Here is a 19739-nt window from a genome sequence, read left to right as displayed (position 1 = left end):
GCGCTCAGGCCTCCGGGATCTCGAACTTGCTGGTGCGCTGCATGCCGGCGGCGCGGCCCTTGCCGGAGATGACCAGGGCCATCTTGCGGCTGGCCTCGTCGATCATCTCGTCGCCGAGCATCGCGGAGCCCTTCTTGCCACCCGCCTCGGACGTGTAGTAGTCGTACGCGTCCAGGATCAGCTCGGCGTGGTCGTAGTCCTCCTGCGAGGGCGAGAAGATCTCGTTGGACGCCTCGACCTGGCCCGGGTGCAGCACCCACTTGCCGTCGAAGCCGAGCGCGGCGGCGCGCTGGGCGACCGCGCGGTAGCCGTCGATGTTGCGGATCTGCAGGTAGGGACCGTCGATCGCCTGCAGGTTGTTGGCGCGGGCGGCCATCAGGATCTTCATCAGGATGTAGTGGTAGGCGTCCGCCGGGTAGCCGGGCGGCTGCTCGCCCACGACCAGCGACTTCATGTTGATGGAGGCCATGAAGTCGGCCGGGCCGAAGATGATCGTCTCGACGCGCGGGGAAGCCTGCGCGATCGCGTTGACGTTGTTGAGGCCCTGCGCGTTCTCGATCTGCGCCTCGATGCCGATCTTGCCGACCTCGAAGCCCATGGTCTTCTCGATCTGGGTCAGCAGCAGGTCGAGGGCGACGATCTGCTCGGCGCTCTGGACCTTCGGCAGCATGATGCAGTCGAGGTTCTGGCCGGCGCCCTCGACGACCGTGACGACGTCGCGGTACGTCCACTCGGTGGTCCAGTCGTTGACACGCACGACCCGCGTCTTGCCGGTCCAGTCGCCCTCGTTGAGGAACTTCACGATGGTGTGCCGCGCCTCGGGCTTGGCGAGCGGCGCGCACGCGTCCTCCAGGTCAAGGAAGACCTGGTCCGCCGGGAGGCCCTGAGCCTTCTCCAGGAAGCGCGGGTTCGACCCGGGTACTGCCAGGCACGAGCGCCGCGGGCGGAGACGGTTGACGGTCATGCGGGGACCTCCAGGGGGTCGAGCTTGTTCGCTTTCCGGATCTCGTCGACGATGCGGCCGATGATTCCGGTGATGTCGAAGTCCTTCGGGGTGAAGACCGCGGCCACTCCGGCGGCCCGGAGTTCCTCGGCGTCACCATTGGGGATGATGCCACCGGCGATCACCGGTATATCTGTGGCACCGGCCACACGGAGGCGCTCCAGGACGTCGGGCACCAGCTGGGCGTGCGATCCGGACAGGATGGACAGGCCGACCGCGTGCACGTCCTCGGCGAGTGCCGCGTCCACGATCTGCTCCGGGGTGAGCCGGATGCCCTGGTAGACCACCTCGAACCCGGCGTCGCGGGCGCGCACGGCGATCTGCTCGGCGCCGTTGGAGTGGCCGTCCAGGCCCGGCTTGCCGACCAGGAAGCGCAGCTTGCCGGAGCCCAGGTCGCGGGCGGTGGCGTCCACCTTGGCGCGGACCTCGGCGAGCGCCGAGCCCGCCTCGACCGGGACGGCGATGGGCGCCGAGGAGACACCGGTCGGCGCCCGGAACTCCCCGAAGACCTCGCGCAGGGCCCCGGCCCACTCGCCGGTCGTGACGCCGGCGCGGGCGCACTCCAGGGTGGCCTCCATGAGGTTGCCGGTGCCCTTGGCAGCCTCCTTCAGCCGCTCCAGCGCCTTGCACGGGCGCGGGTGGTTGAAGGGCGGCTGGTAGCGCGTGTCGCGCCAGCGGCCGATCCCCTCGACGACCTGGGCCTCGACCGCCGGGTCGACCGTCTGGATCGCCGTGTCCAGGTCGGCCGTGAGCGGGTTCGGCTCGGTCGTCTCGAAGATGTTGACGCCGACGATCTTCTCCTGGCCGGACTCGATCCGGCCCCTGCGCTCGGCGTGCGAGGAGACCAGCTGCGACTTGAGGTAGCCGGACTCGACGGCGGCCATCGCGCCGCCCATCTCCTGGATGCGGTCGATCTCGGCGAGGGACTCCTCGACGAGGGCGGCCACCTTCGCCTCGATGACGTGCGAGCCCGCGAAGATGTCCTCGTACTCCAGCAGGTCGCTCTCGTGCGCGAGGACCTGCTGGATGCGCAGCGACCACTGCTGGTCCCAGGGCCGGGGGAGGCCGAGGGCCTCGTTCCAGGCGGGCAGCTGCACGGCACGTGCGCGTGCGTCCTTGGACAGGGTGACCGCGAGCATCTCCAGCACGATCCGCTGGACGTTGTTCTCCGGCTGCGCCTCGGTCAGGCCGAGCGAGTTGACCTGGACGCCGTAGCGGAAGCGGCGCTGCTTGGGGTTCTCGATGCCGTACCGCTCGCGGGTGATCTTGTCCCAGATGCGGCCGAACGCCCGCATCTTGCACATCTCCTCGACGAAGCGGACGCCTGCGTTCACGAAGAAGGAGATCCGCGCGACCACGTCGCCCATGCGCTCCTGCGGCACCTGGCCGGAGTCGCGCACGGCGTCGAGCACGGCGATCGCGGTGGACATCGCGTACGCGATCTCCTGCACCGGTGTGGCCCCGGCCTCCTGCAGGTGGTAGCTGCAGATGTTGATCGGGTTCCACTTCGGTATGTGGGAGACCGTGTACGCGATCATGTCCGTCGTCAGCCGGAGTGACGGCCCCGGCGGGAACACATGGGTGCCCCGGGACAGGTATTCCTTGACGATGTCGTTCTGGGTCGTGCCCTGGAGCTTGGTGATGTCCGCACCCTGCTCCTCGGCGACGACCTGGTAGAGCGCCAGCAGCCACATGGCGGTGGCGTTGATCGTCATCGAGGTGTTCATCTGCTCCAGGGGGATGTCCTGGAACAGCCGGCGCATGTCACCGAGGTGCGAGACGGGCACGCCGACCCGGCCGACCTCGCCGCGGGCGAGGATGTGGTCGGGGTCGTAGCCGGTCTGCGTCGGCAGGTCGAACGCCACCGACAGACCGGTCTGGCCCTTGGCGAGGTTGCGCCGGTACAGCTCGTTGGACGCCTCGGCCGTCGAGTGGCCGGCGTACGTCCGCATGAGCCACGGACGGTCCTTCTGACGCTCTGTCATCTATGGCTCTCAGACGTTCCGGAAGCGGTTGATGGCGTCGATGTGCTTGGCGCGCATCTCCTCGTCGCGCACGCCCAGGCCTTCCTCGGGGGCGAGGCACAGCACGCCGACCTTGCCCTGGTGCAGGTTGCGGTGGACGTCGAAGGCCGCCTGGCCGGTGTCCTGAAGGGAGTAGGTCTTCGACAGGGTCGGGTGGATCTTGCCCTTGGCGATGAGGCGGTTGGCTTCCCAGGCCTCGCGGTAGTTGGCGAAGTGCGAGCCGATGATGCGCTTCAGCGACATCCACAGGTAGCGGTTGTCGTACTCGTGCATGTAGCCCGAGGTCGAGGCGCAGGTGGTGATGGTGCCGCCCTTGCGGGTGACGAACACGGAGGCGCCGAAGGTCTCGCGGCCGGGGTGCTCGAAGACGATGTCGATGTCCTCGCCGCCGGTGAGCTCGCGGATGCGCTTGCCGAAGCGCTTCCACTCCTTCGGGTCCTGGGTCTGCTCGTCCTTCCAGAACTTGTAGCCCTCGGCGTTGCGGTCGATGATCGCCTCGGCGCCCATCGAGCGGCAGATGTCCGCCTTCTGGTCGCTGGAGACGACACAGATCGGGTTGGCGCCGCCGGCCAGCGCGAACTGGGTGGCGTACGAGCCGAGCCCACCGCTCGCGCCCCAGATCAGGACGTTGTCGCCCTGCTTCATCTGGGCGCCGTTGCGGGAGACCAGCTGCCGGTAGGCGGTGGAGTTGACCAGGCCGGGGGCCGCGGCCTCCTCCCACGACAGGTGCGCGGGCTTCGGCATCAGCTGGTTGGACTTGACGAGTGCGATCTCCGCCAGGCCGCCGAAGTTGGTCTCGAAGCCCCAGATGCGCTGCTCGGGGTCGAGCATGGTGTCGTTGTGGCCGTCGCTGGACTCCAGCTCGACGGACAGACAGTGCGCGACGACCTCGTCACCCGGCTTCCAGGCGTTGACGCCCGGGCCGGTGCGCAGGACGACGCCCGCGAGGTCGGAGCCGATGATGTGGTACGGCAGGTCGTGCCGCTTGGTCAGCTCGCTGACCTTGCCGTAGCGCTCCAGGAACCCGAACGTGGACAGCGGCTCGAAGATCGAGGTCCACACCGAGTTGTAGTTGACCGAGGAGGCCATGACGGCCACCAGGGCCTCGCCCGGGCCCAGTTCGGGCACCGGAACATCGTCCAGGTGGATCGACTTGCGCGGGTCCTTGTCGCGGCTCTCCAGGCCCGCGAACATCTCCGTCTCGTCCTTGTGCACGGTGATCGCGCGGTACGAGTCGGGGAGCTGCAGGGCGGCGAAGTCGGCGGACGTGGCGTCCTTCGACTGGATCGCGTCCAGGATGTCCTTCACGGTCACGGTGTTGCCTCCGGCGGTGAGCACCCTGAGGGAGGGGCGCTGAGGGTTCGTCGGTGCTGTTGAGAGTGCTGCTGAGGGTTTTGGTGGAACGTGCCGTCGGTTCGGCGGGTGGTGCTTCGGCAGCGCTTTGTGGCGCAGGAGGTTGCCTGTGACGCAGGCGTCCGGGCGCGCAGGCCATCGGCTTGCGGGGACAGCCGACGAGCGATCGGTCTCTGCTCGTCGGCCGCCCGGACCTCTTCAACGTATGACACCGCGTGTCAGGTGACAAGGCACTGAGTGCCAGAACTTGCCCTCAGATGAAATCTTTACGTAACAAATGAGCGATGATCGATCAAACCTACTGTCGAGTAGGTGATAATGAGCGGTCTTGTGGGTGTCGGAGAAGATCCGTCGGCCATGCCGGCCATGCCGGACGGAGCGCCGGCTCCGTCCTCGGCTCCCGCACTCCGCGCCCGGACAGCTCCTCGATCTTCGTGAGCCGGTGCAGCAGCGTGTTCCGGCGGATCTCCAGCCGGTCGGCCGTCCGCGCGAGCTGGAAGCCGCACTCGGCCCGCGCGATCAGCGTCTGCCGCAGCAGCGGCCAGTCCTCGCGCTCTGGCACCCCCGCCGGCACCCCCGCCGCGCACCGGGCCCGCTCCGGCCGCACCGCCGCGGCCACCACGCCGGGAAGGGGCCGAGTCCATGGGAGGGCCGCTTCCGGCGGGGCCGCGTGGACGCCGTCGTGGCGGCCGCGCGGCCGTACCTGCCGGGCGCGGACCGGGAGCGGCGCGAGCGGGAGTGGACGGGCCCGCGCGCGATGCCCCCGACGGACTGCCCCTGATCGGGCCGCTGCCGGGCCGCCCCCGGGTCCTGCTCGCCGCCGGTCACCACATGCTCGGCCTGATGCCGGCCCCGGCGACCGGACGACCGGTGGCCGGCCTGCCGACGGGCGAGGCGGACCCGCACCTCTTGGCGCTCTTCCTTCAGGCCGGACGGGCGCTAGCGCTCCTTCAGCGCCTGCTCGATCGTGCGCATCACCTCGTCGAGCGGTGCGTCGGTGCGGGCGACGGTCACCAGCACCTCGCCCTGCGTGACCACCGACGCCGGGGAGGCCGAGGAGGCCGGCCGGGGCGAGGCCTGACGGCCGGCCCCGATCCCCGAGCCGAAGGTCTTGCGCACGATCGCGAAGGCATGGTCGAGCTGGGCCTCCACGTCGCCCTGGCCACCGGCCCGCAGCCAGCGCCTGAGGACGTGGTTGTGGGCGGTGACGACGGCGGAGGCGGCGACCTCCGCGAGCAGCGGATCGTCGTTGGCGTCGTCGGCGTGCGCGTGCTCGTCGAAGTGGCCGAGCAGATAGCGGGTGAACAGGCGTTCGTAGCGGGCCACCGACGCGATCTCGGCCTCGCGCAGGGTGGGCACCTCGCGCGTCAGCTTGTAGCGGGCGACCGAGATCTCCGGCCGGGCCGCGTACATCCTCATGACTTCCTTGATGCCGCGGCACACGGTGTCGAGCGGGTGCTCGTGCGCCGGGGCGGCGTTGAGCACCGCCTCGGCACGGATCAATGTGTCGTCGTGGTCCGGGAAGATCGCCTCTTCCTTGGAACGGAAGTGGCGGAAGAAGGTGCGCCGGGCGACCCCGGCCGCGGCCGCGATCTCGTCGACGGTGGTCGCCTCGTACCCCTTGGTCGCGAACAGTTCCATCGCTGCGGCCGCCAGTTCCCGGCGCATTTTCAGCCGCTGGGCGGCGGCACGACTGCCTGCGGCACTTTCCGGCGCGTCGGGCGTGGCTGGTGTACGTGAGGACTTGGCGGGCTGGGACATGACCCGAACGTACTGCATGTGCGCAGCTGGATGCGCAGGTCCGGGGTTTCCCCCGCCCGGGACGGGCGGGGGTCCGCCGGTTCGGGTGGGCGGGGGAGACCCGGCCGGATCGAGCAGCCCGCCCCAGTCCGGGCCCTCGGAGGCGTCGTCGAACCAGTCGCCGACGCCGTCAGCGGCGGGCATACTCGCGGAAGCCACGGCCGGTCTTGCGGCCGAGGCAGCCCGCGGCCACCAGGTGCTCGAGCAGCGGGGCCGGAGCAAGACCGGGGTCGCGGAACTCGCGGTGCAGCACCTTCTCGATCGCCAGCGAGACGTCCAGGCCGACGACGTCCAGCAGCTCGAAGGGGCCCATCGGGTAGCCGCCGCCGAGCTTCATCGCCGCGTCGATGTCGTCCAGGGACGCGTAGTGCTCCTGGACCATCTTGACCGCGTTGTTGAGGTACGGGAACAGCAGCGCGTTCACGATGAAACCGGCCCGGTCGCCGCAGTCCACGGCGTGCTTGCGGATCTTCAGGCAGACCTCGCGGACGGTGGCGTGGACGTCGTCGGCGGTCAGGACCGTGCGGACGACCTCGACCAGCTTCATCGCCGGGGCCGGGTTGAAGAAGTGCATGCCGATCACGTCCTGCGGGCGCGAGGTGGCGCGGGCGCAGGCGACCACGGGCAGCGAGGAGGTCGTGGTGGCCAGGACCGCCCCCGGCTTGCACACCTTGTCCAGCGTCGCGAACAGCTGCTGCTTGATCTCCAGGTCCTCGGCGACCGCCTCGACGGCCAGGTCCACGTCGGCGAAGGCGTCGTAGGAGCCCGCAGGGGTGATCAGGTCCAGGGTCTGGGCGGCGGCCTCGGCGGTCAGCCGGCCCTTGTCGACGGAGCGCGAGAGCGACTTGCCGATCCGCGCCTTGGCGACCTGGGCCTTCTCCTCGCTGCGGGCGGCGAGGACGACCTCGTACCCGGCCTTGGCGAACACCTCGGCGATCCCGGAGGCCATGGTGCCGGAGCCGGCCACACCGACCGAGCGGACGGTACGGCCGGGGGTCCCGGAGCCGCCGGCGGCGGGGGTCAGGGCGTCGGCCACGACCGTGGCGCTGCCCGGCGCCTCGTACGTGTAGAAGCCGCGCCCGGACTTGCGGCCGGTCAGGCCCGCCTCGCTGAGCTGCTTGAGGATCGGGGCGGGGGCGTGCAGCCGGTCGCGGGACTCGGTGTACATGGCTTCCAGGACCGTGCGCGCGGTGTCGATGCCGATGAGGTCGAGCAGCGCGAGCGGGCCCATGGGCAGGCCGCAGCCGAGCCGCATCGCGGCGTCGATGTCCTCACGGGAGGCGTACCTGGCCTCGTACATCGCGGCGGCCTGGTTGAGGTAGCCGAACAGCAGACCGTCCGCGACGAAGCCGGGGCGGTCCCCGACCGCGACCGGCTCCTTGCCCAGCTCGATCGCGAGGTCGGTGACCGCGGCCACGGCCTGCGGCGCGGTCAGCACCGAGGAGACGACCTCGACCAGCTTCATCGCCGGGGCCGGGTTGAAGAAGTGCAGGCCGAGCACGCGCTCCGGACGGGCCGAGTCGGCGGCGAGCCGGGTGACCGACAGGGCGTTGGTGCCGGTCGCGAGGATGGTTTCCGGGCGGACGATGCCGTCCAGCGCACGGAAGATCTGGTGCTTGATCTCGTACGACTCCGGGGCCACCTCGATGACCAGGTCTGCGTCGGCCGCCGCGCCGAGGTCGGTGGAGGTGCGGACCCGGGCCAGGGCGTCGGCGCGCTCCTGCTCGGTGATCCGGCCGCGCTCGACGGCACGGGCGGTGGCGGCCTCCAGGGCGGCGACGCACTTCGCGGCCTGGGCCTCGCTGATGTCGATGCCGATCACCTCGCGGCCGGCCTTCGCCAGGACTTCGGCGATGCCGGTGCCCATGGTGCCGAGGCCGACGACGGCGATCGTCTTGAACGGGGACAGAGGGGTGTCGGACAGGGGAGTGGCCATCGCGGGACTCCAGGAATGAGGGTGACGACGAGGAGCGCGCCGGGTGCGCCCGAGGGCGCACGCCGGTGCGTTGATGAGTGCGGGTGTTGCCGGGCTGCTGGCGCACACGCCCGGTGCCGGTGCCGCGGGCGTGCACACGCCCGGGGAACGGCGGAATCCGACCGGCCCTGTCCCGGAGCCGGGTCGTACAGCGGTACCGATGTACCGAACCGACCAGCTCCCCCAACTGCCCTGAGGGCGTCGGGGGTGTCTCCGACGACGGCTGCGTCACCAAACCGTCGTCGGCGCAAACGCGAGGGGGTTACCTCGCTCTTATGAGCTTAACCGGCGAGTAACGAGCACGCCAGGCCTGGGGTGGACGGAGTTTGTGATGTAGCTCCCCCCGCGGCTGTGACCCGCCTACGCTGGTCTTCGTGGACGAAGAGTTGCGATCGCTCACGGAACGCTTACGGCAGGAGTCGCACGGCTCGGCGGCGTGCGACCGGCTGCTGGCGACCGGGGACCACGACGAACTGGCCGAGGTGCTCACCGCGCCCGGACAGCCGCTGTGGGCCAGGGAACTGGCCGCGTTCAAGCTGGGCCGCGCCGGGGACCGGCGCGCCTTCGAGTCCCTGGTGCTGCTGCTCAACCACCGCGACCCGCCGCGCTGCGCCTCGGCCGCCCACGCCCTCGCCCGCCTCGGCGACCCGCGCACCGCCCGCGCGGCCGCCGCCCTCGCCACCAACGAACTGCGCGTCGCCTACGCCCTGCACCCGGTACGGCTCCTCGTCGAACTGCGCGCCCCCGAGTCCGTGCCCGCGCTGATCACCACGCTGGAACGGCGGCTGCGCCCGCACGACCCGTACCGTCGGGTGGCCCTCGCCTGCGTGGAGGGGCTGGGTGCGCTCGGCGACGCCCGCGCCCGGCGCGTGCTGAACGAGGCCCTCGCCCATCCGGTGCTCGCCGAGGCGGCGGTGCACGCACTGGCGCGGATCCCGCAGCCGAGGTGACCGCGGCTCAGCGCATCGGCTCCTTCACGTACCGGACTTCGGGCACGTCCACGCCGCCCGCCTCGAACGGCTCCTGCGCGCCGTCCGCGCGGAATCCGGCCCGTTCGTAGAAGCGCCGGGCGCGCGCGTTCTCCTTCAGGACCCACAGGAACATGCGCGGGTACCGGGAGCACTGCCCGACGCACTCGGCCAGCAGCGCCCGCCCGATCCCGCTGCCGAGGTGGGCGGGGTCCAGGTAGATCGCGTACAACTCGGCGTCGCCGGTGTGCACTTCACCGTCGCGGTACGGCCCGTGGGCCGCCCAGCCGACGACCTCGCCGTCGTGCTCGGCGACCAGGTTCACCACCGCGCCGTTCCCCTCGGCGAACCGGGCCCGCCGCCGCTCGGCGTCCTGCGCCACGCTGAGTGCGTCGAGGTAGTGCTGCGGCACGAGCCCGCGGTAGGCGTGCTGCCAGCCCCCTATGCGGATCTCCGAGACGCGGTCGCAGTCGGCGAGGGTCATCGGGCGGATGCGGATCATGCGGTCGTCCATGGCGACAGCCTAGAGAGGCTCCCCGGCGCGCCGCCCGGGGTCAATCGCCCTCGGCGCCGACCACCGCCATGGCCTCGATCTCCATCAGGAACTCCGGGGCGACCAGCGCGGCCACCTGCACGGCGGAGGCCGCGGGCAGCCGGTCGTCTGGTATGTGCGCGGCCCGGGCCGCGCGGATCGCCGGCATGTACGCCATGTCCGTGACGAAGTAGGTCAGTTTGACGACGTCCTGGAAACCGGCCCCGGCGGAGGCCAGGCAGCGCCTCAGGTTCTCGAAGACCTGCCGGGCCTGGGCCGCGGGGTCGCCCACGCCGACCGGCTTGCCGTCCTCGTCCAGGGCGAGCTGGCCGGAGACGGCCACGAGGCGGCCGGTGGCCGTCACCACGTGGCTGTACTGGGCGGCGGGGGCGACCCCGTCGGGGACCGGGATCCGGGTCGGTTCAGTCATACGTCCATGGTGGACCACGGGTGTGACAACGCCCTCGACGGGCCTGGGGGTTGCCTATCGGCGGAAGCCCAGCAGGCGGTGCAGGGTCGAGCCGCGGGACGACGCCGGGGTGGCCTTCGCCGCCAGCGGCTTCGGGTCCGGGGACTTCTGGCAGACCGCGTCGGCCACGCCGCTGCCGTGCGGGATCCTGCCGTCGGTCAGATAGGCGGCCAGGTACCCGTCCAGGCAGGCGTTGCCGCTCAGCGTGATGCCGTGGTTGCCGCCGCCCTGCTCGACCACCAGGCTGGAGCCGGCCAGCAGGCGGTGCGTCGCGACGCCGCCCGGGTAGGGGGTCGCCGCGTCGTCGGTCGCCTGGAACAACAGCGCAGGCGGCAGTTCGGTGTTGGCGACGCTCGGCGGCTTCTCGGTCTCGCCCGGCCAGAACGCACAGGGCGCGTTGTACCAGGCGTTGTTCCAGGCCATGAAGGGTGCCTTGGCGTACACGGCCCAGGTGTCCTGCTGCCAGCGCTTCCAGTCGCGCGGCCAGTCCGCGTCACGGCACTGCACCGCCGCGTACACGCTGTACCCGTTGTCACCCGAGGCGTCCACGGCGGCGAAGTCCCGGAACGCCGTCACCAGCGGCTCGGGGTCCTGGTCGTGGACGTAGGCCGCGAACGCCTCGGCGAGGTAGGGCCAGTAGCCGTTGTAGTAGCCGCCTCGGATGAAGGCGTCCTCCAGCTCGGCGGCGCCGACCTCGCCGTCCGCCGGCTTCTTCGCGAGGGCCGTGCGCATCGCGTACCACTGGGCCTCGACCTTGGCGGGGTCCGTGCCGAGCCGGTACGTCGAGTCGTACCGGGCGATCCAGGCCATCAGGGCGCGGTGGCGGGCGTCGAAGGCGTAGTCCTGGCCGAGGTTGTCCTCGTACCACACGCCGGTCGGGTTCACGATCGAGTCCAGCACCAGGCGGCGCACCCGCTCGGGGAAGAGCTTCGCGTACACCGCGCCGAGGTAGGTGCCGTAGGAGTAGCCGAAGTAGTTGATCTTCTCCGCGCCCAGGGCCTGGCGGATGGAGTCCATGTCCCGGACGGCGTTGACGGTGTTGATGTGGGGCAGCACGCTCGCGTACTTGGCGTTGCACACGGAGGCGAAGGACTGGGCGCGCTTGAGGCTCTCCTGTTCCATCGCCGTGGTGGCGGGCACGGTGTCCGCGCGCACCGGCTTGAAGCGGCCGGACGAACAGTTCAGCGCCGGCGTGCTCTTGCCGACGCCGCGCGGGTCGAATCCGATGACGTCGTACTGGGCCGCCACGTCCTTGGGGAGCGCCGAGGCGACGAATCCGGCAAGGGTCAGACCGCTGCCGCCGGGGCCGCCGGGGTTGACCAGCAGGGGCCCCTGGGAGGTCTTCGCGGTGTGCGGGACGCGGGACAGGGCGAGGCTGATCTGCGTGCCGGACGGGTGCGCGTGGTCCAGCGGCACCTTCACGGACGTGCACTCGAGGGTCGGATATTCGTGGGTGCCGCACGCCTTCCAGTCGAGCTTCTCCACAGCGGAGGGGGCCGCCTGAGCGGGCACGGCCGAGACCGAGCCCGCCACCATGACGGCTGCTGCGCACAGCACGGCTGCGCGTGTTCTCATGGGTCCTCCCGGGACGGAGGGTGACGCGAACCGCGCGGGTCACGGCTCTCGCCGGATCGTCCCGGGGACAGGGCTCGAAAGAACATACAATCTTCATTGTTGACCCAATTGGGCCGAAAGATGCCCTCCAACGCTCTCACATGAGGGTGAGTTGGGTCGGTTCGGACGGGGCCGGGAGGCCGGCGTCCTCCGCGGCCGAGGCCGGCCGGATGCGCCGGGCCAGGCCCGCGCGGGTGGGTCCGATGCCGTACTCCTGGGCCAGCTCGTGCACCTGACGGGTGATCCGGCGCTGGTACCACCTGGGCGCGTAGGCGCCCTCCGCGTACAGCCGTTCGTAGCGGGGCACCAGGTGCGGGTGGTGCCGGGCGAGCCAGCTCATGAACCACTCCCGGGCGCCCGGCCGCAGATGCAGCACGAGAGGCGTGACCGAGGTGGCCCCGGCCGCCGCGATCGCGCGTACGGTCTCCCGCAGTTGGGCCGGATGGTCGCTCAGGAACGGGACGACCGGCGCCATCAGCACCCCGCAGCCGATGCCGTGCTCGCCGAGGGTGCGCACGACGTCCAGGCGGCGCTCGGGCGCGGGTGTGCCCGGCTCCACGGTGCGCCACAGCTCGGCGTCGGTGAAGCCCACGGAGACCGAGATGCCGACGTCCGTCACCCGGGCCGCCCGGGTCAGCAGGTCCAGGTCGCGCAGGATCAGCGTGCCCTTGGTCAGGATCGAGAACGGGTTCGCGTGCTCGGTGAGGGCCGAGATGATGCCCGGCATCAGCCGGTAGCGGCCCTCGGCGCGCTGATAGCAGTCGACATTCGTGCCCATCGCCACGTGGTCGCCCTGCCACCGCCGGGAGGCCAGCTGGCGGCGCAGCACCTCGGGTGCGTTCACCTTGACCACGATCTGGGTGTCGAAGCCGATCCCGGTGTCGAGGTCCAGATAGCTGTGCGTCTTGCGGGCGAAACAGTAGACGCACGCGTGAGAGCAGCCCCGGTACGGGTTGACCGTCCATTCGAACGGCATCCGCGAGGCGCCCGGCACCCGGTTCAGGACCGAGCGGGCCCGCACCTCGTGGAAGGTGATCCCACGGAACTCGGGTGTGTCGAAGGTGCGGGTGGTGACGGCGTCCGCGCCGAACAGCGCGGTGTCGGCGGCCCGGCTGTGACCGTCGGACCCGCCGGAATCCACGGTGAGGTTCTCCCAGCGCATGACCCCTCCTCGGTAGCACTCGGCACAGAATAGAACATCTGTTCCCATGATCGTGCGACCCCGATTTGGGCGGCCGGGCGCCGGGGTGGTTGGCTTGCCCCAACCCCGAGAAACCAGGTCCTGGAGGAACGCAATGGCGCAGGTCGAGGCCACTACGGAGCGGGTCGTCGCGGCGGACGCGGAGAAGGTGTTCGACGCGCTCGCCGACTACAGCGGCACCCGGCAGCAACTGCTGCCCGAGCACTTCAGCGAGTACGAGGTGCGCGAGGGCGGCGACGGCGAGGGCACCCTCGTCCACTGGAAGCTCCAGGCCACCAGCAAGCGCGTGCGCGACTGCCTCCTCGAGGTCAGCGAGCCCACCGACGGCGAGCTGGTCGAGAAGGACCGCAACTCCTCCATGGTCACCACCTGGCGCGTCACCCCCGCCGGGGAGGGCAGCTCGCGGGTCGTCGCCACCACCACCTGGAAGGGCGCCGGCGGCATCGGCGGCTTCTTCGAGAAGACCTTCGCACCCAAGGGCCTCGGCCGGATCTACGACGCGATCCTCGCCAACCTCGCCGCCCACGTGGAGAAGTGACGTCAAACACCTGCCGGTGAAGGGGCGTTGCGCCCCTCACCGGTTCGAGTGGACCTCCGTCCCGTTCGGGTACGTGCCGTAACCCGCCCCAGCCGTGCGCAGTTGTCGCCGGACGCGGGAAGTGTGCGACAGGCGCGACGAGGGGAGCGGGTACGTGGGCGGGACGACTGTGGTGCGGCACGAGCCGGTCGTGGCACCGGCTCCGCTGGAGACCGCCGCCGAGGCGCCACCACCCGCGCCGGCCGCCGCACTCGGCGCGCGCCGGGTGCGACTGGTCTTCGTCGGGCTGATGCTCGCGCTGCTGCTCGCCGCGCTGGACCAGATGATCGTCGCCACCGCCCTGCCGAAGATCGTCGGCGAGCTGCACGGTCTGGACAGGATGTCCTGGGCGATCACCGCCTATCTGCTCACCTCCACCATCGGCCTGCCCCTGTACGGCAAGGTCGGCGACCTCTTCGGCCGCAAGGGCGTCTTCCAGTTCGCGCTCGGGGTCTTCGTGGTCGGCTCCGCGCTCGCGGGACGGGCGCAGAGCATGGACCAGCTGATCGCCTTCCGGGCCGTCCAGGGCGTGGGCGCGGGCGGGCTCATGATCGGCGTGCAGGCGATCATCGGTGACATCGTGCCGCCCCGGCAGCGCGGACGCTACATGGGCCTGATCGGCGCCGCCTTCGGGCTCGCCTCCGTGGCCGGGCCGCTGCTCGGCGGCTACTTCACCGACCACCTCTCCTGGCGCTGGTGCTTCTACGTCAACGTCCCCTTCGGCCTGCTCACCCTGGCCGTCGTCACCGCCGTCCTCAAACTGCCCGGGCCGCAGGTCCGCGGCCGTCTCGACGTCCTCGGCGCGCTGCTGCTCGCCGTCGCCTCCAGCTGCCTGGTGCTGCTGACCAGCTGGGGCGGCACGACGTACGCATGGGACTCCCGGCAGATCCTCGGCCTCGGGGCGGGAGCCCTCGCCGCCACCGTGCTCTTCCTGGTCGCCGAGCGCTTCGCCGCCGAACCCCTCATCCCGCTCAGGCTGTTCAGGGACTCCGTCTTCAACGTCACCGGCCTGGTCGGCCTGGTGATCGGCGTCGCGCTGTTCGGCGCCGCCAGCTATCTGCCGACCTTCCTGCAGATGGTCGACGGAGCCAGTGCCACCGAGTCCGGGCTGCTGATGCTGCCCATGATGGCCGGCATCGTCGGCGCCTCGGTCGTCGGCGGGCAGCTCATCAGCCACACCGGCCGCTACAAGGTCTTCCCCCTTCTCGGCGGCGCCCTCGCCGCCGTCGGCATGTGGCTGCTGTCCCGGCTGGAGACCGACACACCCCGGCTGCACTACAGCATCTGGATGGCGGTCCTCGGCGCGGGCATCGGTCTGGTGATGCCCGTGCTGGTGCTCGCCGTGCAGAACTCCGTGCGCCCCTCCGACCTCGGCACCGCCACCAGTGCCAACAACTACTTCCGGCAGATCGGCGGCAGTATCGGCGCCGCCGTCTTCGGCACCCTCTTCGCCGACCGGCTCACCGAAGCGCTGCGCAGGGAACTTCCCGCACGCACGGGTGCCCGCCTGCCCGACCCGGAGTCCCTCACCCCACAGCTCGTCCATGCGCTGCCGCCGGCCCTGCGCGACGCCTACGTCCGCGCCTACGCCGACGCGATGCCCCGGATCTTCCTCTACCTCGTCCCGGTGCTCGCCCTCGGCCTGCTCATCGCCTTCTTCCTCAAGGAGAAACCGCTGGTGTCCCACAACGCCACCGAGTCGGAGCCCGCCACCGTGACCGCGTCCATCCCGCAGGCCCGCCCCCAGCCTTCGGCCGGGGGGACCCCCGTCCCGCTTCGTTCGCCGTATGTCGCCGGCATCCCGGTGTGCGGCACGGTGCAGCACCCCGACGGGACCATGGTGCCCCGGGCGGCGCTCACCCTCATCGACGTCGCGGGACAGCAGATCGGGCGCGGCGCGAGCGGCGAGGACGGGCGCTACGCGCTCTCCACGCCGGGCTCCGGGGCGTATGTGCTGATCGCCGCCGCGGGCGGCCACCAGCCGCAGGCCGTCACCGTGACCGTCGGCGAGCGGCCCGTCGAACTGGACGTCGTCCTCGGCGGCGCCGGACGCCTCGCCGGCAGCGTGCTCACCGCCGACGGCAGTGCCGTCCGGGACGCCACCGTCACCCTCACCAACGTGCACGGCGAGGTCGTCGCCACCACCCGCAGCGGCCGCGAGGGCGGCTACGTCATCACCGAACTCGTCGCCGGCGAGTACACCCTCGCGGCCGGCGCCCCCGCCTTCCGTCCCGCCGCGCTCCCGGTGACCGTCCAGGCCTCCCGAGAGACCCGTCAGGACATCGAACTCGCGGGCGGCGCCGTCCTGAAGGGCACCGTCCGGTCCGGTGGCGGCCGTCCCGTCGAGGACGCGCGCGTGACGCTCCTCGACGCGGCGGGCAATGTCGTCGACACTCTCACCACCGGGGCCGACGGGACGTTCCGGTTCGTCGACCTCTCCTCCGGTGAGTACACCGTCATCGCCGCAGGTTACCCGCCGGTCGCAACAGTCCTGCAGGTCGCGAGCGGTGGCCGCACCGAGCGGGACCTGCAACTGGGCCACGAGGACTGAGGGGGGCGCCCGCAGGGCGCTGAGCTGCGCGCCGGTGGGATCCGGTGAAACCAATTCCAGGATTGCCACACATCGCGACCGGGCGCCGCCGTACCGTAGTGGCAGGCTTCACAGATCGTTTGCGAACAGCCGTGGGAGAGAGGGCCTGGGCCATGGACCGTGGCAGCGAGCGGGACACACCTCCCGGCCGCGGCGCAGGTGATGCCGTGGCCGGCAGGATTCCGCTGGCCGTGGTGGTCGTCGACCGGGACGGCCTGGTGTCCCACTGGAGCAGCGGCGCACGTCGGATGTTCGGGGTGAGCCGCGAGGACGCGGTCGGGCATCCCGCCGCGGACCTGCTGCCGGTCTCCGGCGCGCTCCCCGACGACCTCGGCGACGCGATGCCGGACGCCTACGGCTCCTACGAGGCGGAGGACGGACCCGGCCCCGACCTGGAGGCCTCCCTCGGCGGCCGCACCGGCTACGCGACTGCGGGCCGCGCCCGCGTCTTCCCGCACAAGAACCCTTCGGATGCGGGCCTTTCGCGCGAGGACGTACCGCACGAGGGCGTATCGCGTGAGGATCTCCCGCGCGCGGACGTGTCGCACGAGGACCTTCCACGCGATGACCTTGCGCGCGGAGACGTCCCGCACGAGGACGAGGCGCGGATCGACGTGCTGTGGTGGGCCTACCCGCTCATCGGCCCGGGGCCCTCCCGGCTGCTGGTGCTCGCCGCGGACGCCACCCGGCTGCGGAACGAACGCGGCTACGACGACGAGACCGCCGAACGCATCTCGCCCGGCTTCGCCCGCCACACCGAACTGCCCGCTCCCGAGGACCTCGCCCGCCGGCTCCCCGAGATCCTGCCCAACATGGGCCCGGGACTCAGCGGACGCATCGTCTCCCAGGTCCTCGAACTCGGCTACCCCGTCCTGGAGTTCAGCCAGTACGACCGGGTGCCCGTCACCCCGAACTGGGGTGTGCCGCGGCGCCCGGGACGCCCCCGCACCGAAGCCGTCGTACCGCAGCAGCGCACGGCGGCCCCCGTGATCCCCGTCGGCGCCGAGCGGGAACTCGAGTACGCCGCCGTGCGCGAGCGCCTGGAGTTCCTCAACGAGGTCAGCTCCGGCATCGGCTCCTCGCTCGACCTAGGCGAGACCATCCGCGAGGTCACCAGTGCCGCCGTGCCCCGTTTCGCGGACTTCGCCGGTACCCACCTGCGCGCCGCCGTCCTGGCCGGCGAGGGCTTCCCGGACGGCCCGCCGGACGCCACCACCGTGATGTTCCGGGTGTGGGTCGAGCACAACGACGAACCGGGCCGCTGGGACGACACCGTGCCGGTCGGCGAGTCCTTCGCCTTCCCCGAACACACCCCGTTCTACAAGTGCATGGTCACGGGCGAACCGGTGATCATCCCGAGGGTGACCGAGGAACTGGGCGACCGGATCTCGGGCGAGTTCGAGAAGCGTGACCTCAGGCCCCTGATCAACGGCCGCTCCCTGCTGATCGTCCCGCTCAAGGCGCGCAACGTCGTCCTCGGGTTCATGGTGCTGATGCGCCGTCCCGACCGCCCGGCCTTCGACGACATGGACCGCACCACCGGCGCCGAACTCGCCGCCCGTGCCGGGCTCGTGCTCGACAACGCCCGCATGTACACCTACCAGGAGAACGTCGCCGACACCCTGCAGGACAGCATGCTGCCGCAGGTGACCCCGCGGATGGCCGGCTGCGACGTGGCCACCCGCTATCTGCCCGGCACCCGGCTCGGCCGGATCGGCGGCGACTGGTTCGACACCATCAAGCTGCCCGGCTCCCGCACCGCTCTCGTGGTCGGCGACGTCATGGGGCACGGCCTCAACTCCGCCGCCATGATGGGTCAGTTGCGCACGGCCGTGCAGACCATGGCCGCCATGGAGACGCCACCGGCCCACCTCCTGCGCAACCTGGACGACCTGGCCCGGCGGCTCGGCGAGAACTACCTCGCCACCTGTCTGTACGCGGTCTACGACCCGATCCGCGGCGAACTCCACCTCGCCAACGCCGGACACATCCCGCCCGTTCTGGTGCGGGCCGAGGACGGCCGCAGCGAACTGCTCGACCTGCCGACCGGCGCGCCCATAGGGGTCGGCGGTGTCGCCTTCGAGTCCACCGTCGTCCGTGTCTCGCCCGGCGACCGGCTGGTGCTGTGCACCGACGGACTGGTCGAGGTGCGCGGCTGCGACATCGGGGAGGGCCTGGCCGCGCTCTGCGAGTCCGCCGCCCACCCCGCGGCCTCGATGGACGCCGCCTGCGACACCATCATCCGTGCCCTCAACACCCGGGGCGGCCGCAAGGACGACGTCGCCCTGCTCATGGCCCGGCTCAACGGCATCCCCGACGACCACGTCGCCGAGTGGCAGCTCGACACCGACCCGCGCGAGGTGGCACGGGCTCGCCGGCTGGTCGGCGACCAGCTGCTGCAATGGGGTCTGCCGCAGGCCGTGGAGACGGCGCAGCTGCTGGTCAGCGAGGTTGTGACCAACGCCGTCCAGCACGGCGGCGGCGACCGGATCGGACTGCGGCTGGTGCGCACCCAGGCGCTGCTGTGCGAGGTCACGGACGACGAGCCGGACCTGCCCGCCATGCTCGGTCCCGGGCCGTACGACGAGTCGGGCCGCGGCCTGCGCGTGGTCAGCCGCCTGGCCCGCGAGTGGGGTGCCAGCGCCACCGGACACCGCAAGACCGTCTGGTTCGAGCAGGCCCTCACCGGAAGACGATGAACCAAGGGCGCGCGCGATCTCCCTGCGCGCCCCCTGAGGGGTGACCTGCGTCCGTACATCCGGTGAAGGTGACGCTTCCCCCTTGCCCCGCGCACGACCGTCGCGATATCCCGATCACGGAACCGACCGTGGGGAGAGCGCTATGAACGTCTCGGACAACTACCGCAACGCGTGGGAGAGTTACTGGCTCCAGACCTCCGACGGGGCGGGCGAGGCGATCTGGGACTCCGATCCCTCCCTCACTGCCGAGCCGCACAGCGAGCTGTTCCTGCCCTACGCGGACACCGCACGCACCATCGTCGACCTCGGCTGCGGCAATGGCACCCAGACCCGCTACCTCGCCACCCGCTTCGCCCGCGCCGTCGGCGTCGACCTCTCGCACGCCGCGGTCGAGCACGCCCGCCGGGCCGGCAGCGGCGGCGACGTCGAGTTCCAGCAGCTCGACCTGACCGACACCGACTCCGTGCGGGCCCTGCACGAGCGGCTCGGTGACAGCCACGTGTACATGCGGGCCGTCATCCACCAGAGTGAACCGGACGCCCGCGCCGCGGTGGCCTCCGCCGTCGCCGGCCTCATCGGCGCCGAGGGACGCGCGTTCGTGGTCGAACTCACCTCCGGCTCGCGCGACGTCCTCAAACGCGCGGCGGCCGACCCGGGCGGCCCGCCGCCCAAGCTGCGCCGGGTCTTCCACCACGGCCTCAAGCCCGCCGACGCCGACGACGCGGAGATCCCGCGGGTGCTCGGCGAGGCCGGCCTGAAGGTGCTCGCCGACGGCGACACCACCCTGCCGCAGACCGAGTACTTCGCGGACGGCACCCGCATAGACCTGCCGGCGCGCTGGTTCGTCCTGGCCGGGGAGTGAGCCGGTCCGCCGGTCTGCTGCCGGACCCGGTCCCGTCCGGCGGGCCCGTGCCCGGCCGGCCGGGCAGGCCGC

At 71.3% G+C, this 19739-nt stretch carries 16 protein-coding genes; 6 read left to right on the top strand and 10 right to left on the bottom strand.

Going from position 1 to position 19739, the window contains the following annotated elements; genetic code table 11:
• Positions 1 to 4: 4 nt before the first annotated feature.
• The 4 genes from AB0H32_RS30740 to AB0H32_RS30725 form a co-directional block, all read right to left on the bottom strand.
• A complete protein-coding gene (locus AB0H32_RS30740) occupies positions 5 to 964 on the bottom strand; it encodes a CoA ester lyase (RefSeq protein WP_361127081.1) in 960 nt (319 codons plus the stop codon).
• Positions 961 to 2988 (bottom strand): protein meaA, encoded by a 2028-nt coding sequence (locus AB0H32_RS30735; RefSeq protein WP_361127078.1) that lies wholly within the window; start codon positions 2986 to 2988, stop codon positions 961 to 963. Before AB0H32_RS30735 ends, AB0H32_RS30740 begins: the two co-directional genes overlap by 4 nt.
• Before the next feature lie 9 nt (positions 2989 to 2997).
• A complete protein-coding gene (gene ccrA, locus AB0H32_RS30730) occupies positions 2998 to 4335 on the bottom strand; it encodes a crotonyl-CoA carboxylase/reductase (RefSeq protein WP_361127107.1) in 1338 nt (445 codons plus the stop codon).
• Between the two features lie 343 nt (positions 4336 to 4678).
• Positions 4679 to 4942 carry a helix-turn-helix domain-containing protein gene (locus AB0H32_RS30725; RefSeq protein ID WP_361127075.1) on the bottom strand — a complete coding sequence of 88 codons (264 nt, stop codon included), beginning with the start codon at positions 4940 to 4942 and terminating at the stop codon, positions 4679 to 4681.
• Here AB0H32_RS30725 and AB0H32_RS30720 point away from each other — a divergent pair.
• Entirely contained in the window at positions 4823 to 5161 is a 339-nt protein-coding gene (locus AB0H32_RS30720; protein WP_361127116.1) for a hypothetical protein, read from the top strand. The genes AB0H32_RS30725 and AB0H32_RS30720 overlap by 120 nt on opposite strands.
• 158 nt (positions 5162 to 5319) lie before the next feature.
• On the opposite strand, the gene AB0H32_RS30715 is transcribed toward AB0H32_RS30720, so the two are convergent.
• Both AB0H32_RS30715 and AB0H32_RS30710 read right to left on the bottom strand, forming a co-directional pair.
• Positions 5320 to 6141: a TetR family transcriptional regulator gene (locus AB0H32_RS30715; RefSeq protein WP_361127072.1), complete on the bottom strand. Its 822-nt coding sequence runs from the start codon at positions 6139 to 6141 to the stop codon at positions 5320 to 5322.
• A gap of 169 nt (positions 6142 to 6310) precedes the next feature.
• Positions 6311 to 8116 (bottom strand): 3-hydroxyacyl-CoA dehydrogenase family protein, encoded by a 1806-nt coding sequence (locus AB0H32_RS30710; RefSeq protein ID WP_361127069.1) that lies wholly within the window; start codon positions 8114 to 8116, stop codon positions 6311 to 6313.
• A 413-nt stretch (positions 8117 to 8529) separates the two neighbouring features.
• Between AB0H32_RS30710 and AB0H32_RS30705 the strand changes: the two genes are divergently transcribed.
• Entirely contained in the window at positions 8530 to 9105 is a 576-nt protein-coding gene (locus tag AB0H32_RS30705) for an adenylosuccinate lyase (protein ID WP_361127066.1), read from the top strand.
• 7 nt (positions 9106 to 9112) lie between these two features.
• On the opposite strand, the gene AB0H32_RS30700 is transcribed toward AB0H32_RS30705, so the two are convergent.
• From AB0H32_RS30700 to AB0H32_RS30685, 4 genes are all read right to left on the bottom strand, one after another.
• Positions 9113 to 9637 carry a GNAT family N-acetyltransferase gene (locus tag AB0H32_RS30700; RefSeq protein WP_361127063.1) on the bottom strand — a complete coding sequence of 175 codons (525 nt, stop codon included), beginning with the start codon at positions 9635 to 9637 and terminating at the stop codon, positions 9113 to 9115.
• A gap of 40 nt (positions 9638 to 9677) precedes the next feature.
• Complete coding sequence (locus AB0H32_RS30695; protein WP_361127060.1) at positions 9678 to 10085, bottom strand: RidA family protein; 408 nt, start codon at positions 10083 to 10085, stop codon at positions 9678 to 9680.
• 54 nt (positions 10086 to 10139) lie between these two features.
• Complete coding sequence (locus AB0H32_RS30690; RefSeq protein WP_361127057.1) at positions 10140 to 11699, bottom strand: alpha/beta hydrolase; 1560 nt, start codon at positions 11697 to 11699, stop codon at positions 10140 to 10142.
• Positions 11700 to 11835: 136 nt separating this feature from the next.
• Positions 11836 to 12900: an Rv2578c family radical SAM protein gene (locus tag AB0H32_RS30685; RefSeq protein WP_361127054.1), complete on the bottom strand. Its 1065-nt coding sequence runs from the start codon at positions 12898 to 12900 to the stop codon at positions 11836 to 11838.
• Positions 12901 to 13033: 133 nt separating this feature from the next.
• Here AB0H32_RS30685 and AB0H32_RS30680 point away from each other — a divergent pair, with 133 nt between their 5' ends.
• The 4 genes from AB0H32_RS30680 to AB0H32_RS30665 all read left to right on the top strand — a co-directional run bounded on the left by AB0H32_RS30680 (position 13034) and on the right by AB0H32_RS30665 (position 19667).
• A complete protein-coding gene (locus tag AB0H32_RS30680) occupies positions 13034 to 13477 on the top strand; it encodes an SRPBCC family protein (RefSeq protein ID WP_361127051.1) in 444 nt (147 codons plus the stop codon).
• A gap of 154 nt (positions 13478 to 13631) precedes the next feature.
• Positions 13632 to 16067: an MFS transporter gene (locus AB0H32_RS30675; RefSeq protein WP_361127048.1), complete on the top strand. Its 2436-nt coding sequence runs from the start codon at positions 13632 to 13634 to the stop codon at positions 16065 to 16067.
• A gap of 152 nt (positions 16068 to 16219) precedes the next feature.
• Positions 16220 to 18805, top strand: a complete 2586-nt coding sequence (locus tag AB0H32_RS30670; protein ID WP_361127045.1) for a SpoIIE family protein phosphatase — start codon at positions 16220 to 16222, stop codon at positions 18803 to 18805.
• A gap of 142 nt (positions 18806 to 18947) precedes the next feature.
• On the top strand, positions 18948 to 19667 hold the full coding sequence (locus AB0H32_RS30665) for a class I SAM-dependent methyltransferase (RefSeq protein ID WP_361127042.1): 720 nt from the start codon (positions 18948 to 18950) through the stop codon (positions 19665 to 19667).
• The last annotated feature ends 72 nt before the right edge of the window (positions 19668 to 19739 follow it).

Source organism: Streptomyces sp. NPDC020362, assembly GCF_040642095.1.
GTDB lineage: Bacteria > Actinomycetota > Actinomycetes > Streptomycetales > Streptomycetaceae > Streptomyces.
The sequence above is the reverse complement of the archived record's forward strand: the minus strand, read 5'-3'. Positions and strand labels throughout refer to the sequence as shown.

Excerpts from the sequence above, each read along its gene's own strand:
- AB0H32_RS30670 (WP_361127045.1), top strand. The coding sequence starts at position 16,220 with ATGGACCGTGGCAGCGAGCGGGACACACCTCCCGGCCGCGGCGCAGGT.
- AB0H32_RS30690 (WP_361127057.1), bottom strand. The coding sequence starts at position 11,699 with ATGAGAACACGCGCAGCCGTGCTGTGCGCAGCAGCCGTCATGGTGGCG.
- AB0H32_RS30715 (WP_361127072.1), bottom strand. The coding sequence starts at position 6,141 with ATGTCCCAGCCCGCCAAGTCCTCACGTACACCAGCCACGCCCGACGCG.
- AB0H32_RS30710 (WP_361127069.1), bottom strand. The coding sequence starts at position 8,116 with ATGGCCACTCCCCTGTCCGACACCCCTCTGTCCCCGTTCAAGACGATC.
- AB0H32_RS30700 (WP_361127063.1), bottom strand. The coding sequence starts at position 9,637 with ATGGACGACCGCATGATCCGCATCCGCCCGATGACCCTCGCCGACTGC.
- AB0H32_RS30680 (WP_361127051.1), top strand. The coding sequence starts at position 13,034 with ATGGCGCAGGTCGAGGCCACTACGGAGCGGGTCGTCGCGGCGGACGCG.
- AB0H32_RS30735 (WP_361127078.1), bottom strand. The coding sequence starts at position 2,988 with ATGACAGAGCGTCAGAAGGACCGTCCGTGGCTCATGCGGACGTACGCC.
- AB0H32_RS30740 (WP_361127081.1), bottom strand. The coding sequence starts at position 964 with ATGACCGTCAACCGTCTCCGCCCGCGGCGCTCGTGCCTGGCAGTACCC.
- AB0H32_RS30665 (WP_361127042.1), top strand. The coding sequence starts at position 18,948 with ATGAACGTCTCGGACAACTACCGCAACGCGTGGGAGAGTTACTGGCTC.
- AB0H32_RS30695 (WP_361127060.1), bottom strand. The coding sequence starts at position 10,085 with ATGACTGAACCGACCCGGATCCCGGTCCCCGACGGGGTCGCCCCCGCC.
- AB0H32_RS30685 (WP_361127054.1), bottom strand. The coding sequence starts at position 12,900 with ATGCGCTGGGAGAACCTCACCGTGGATTCCGGCGGGTCCGACGGTCAC.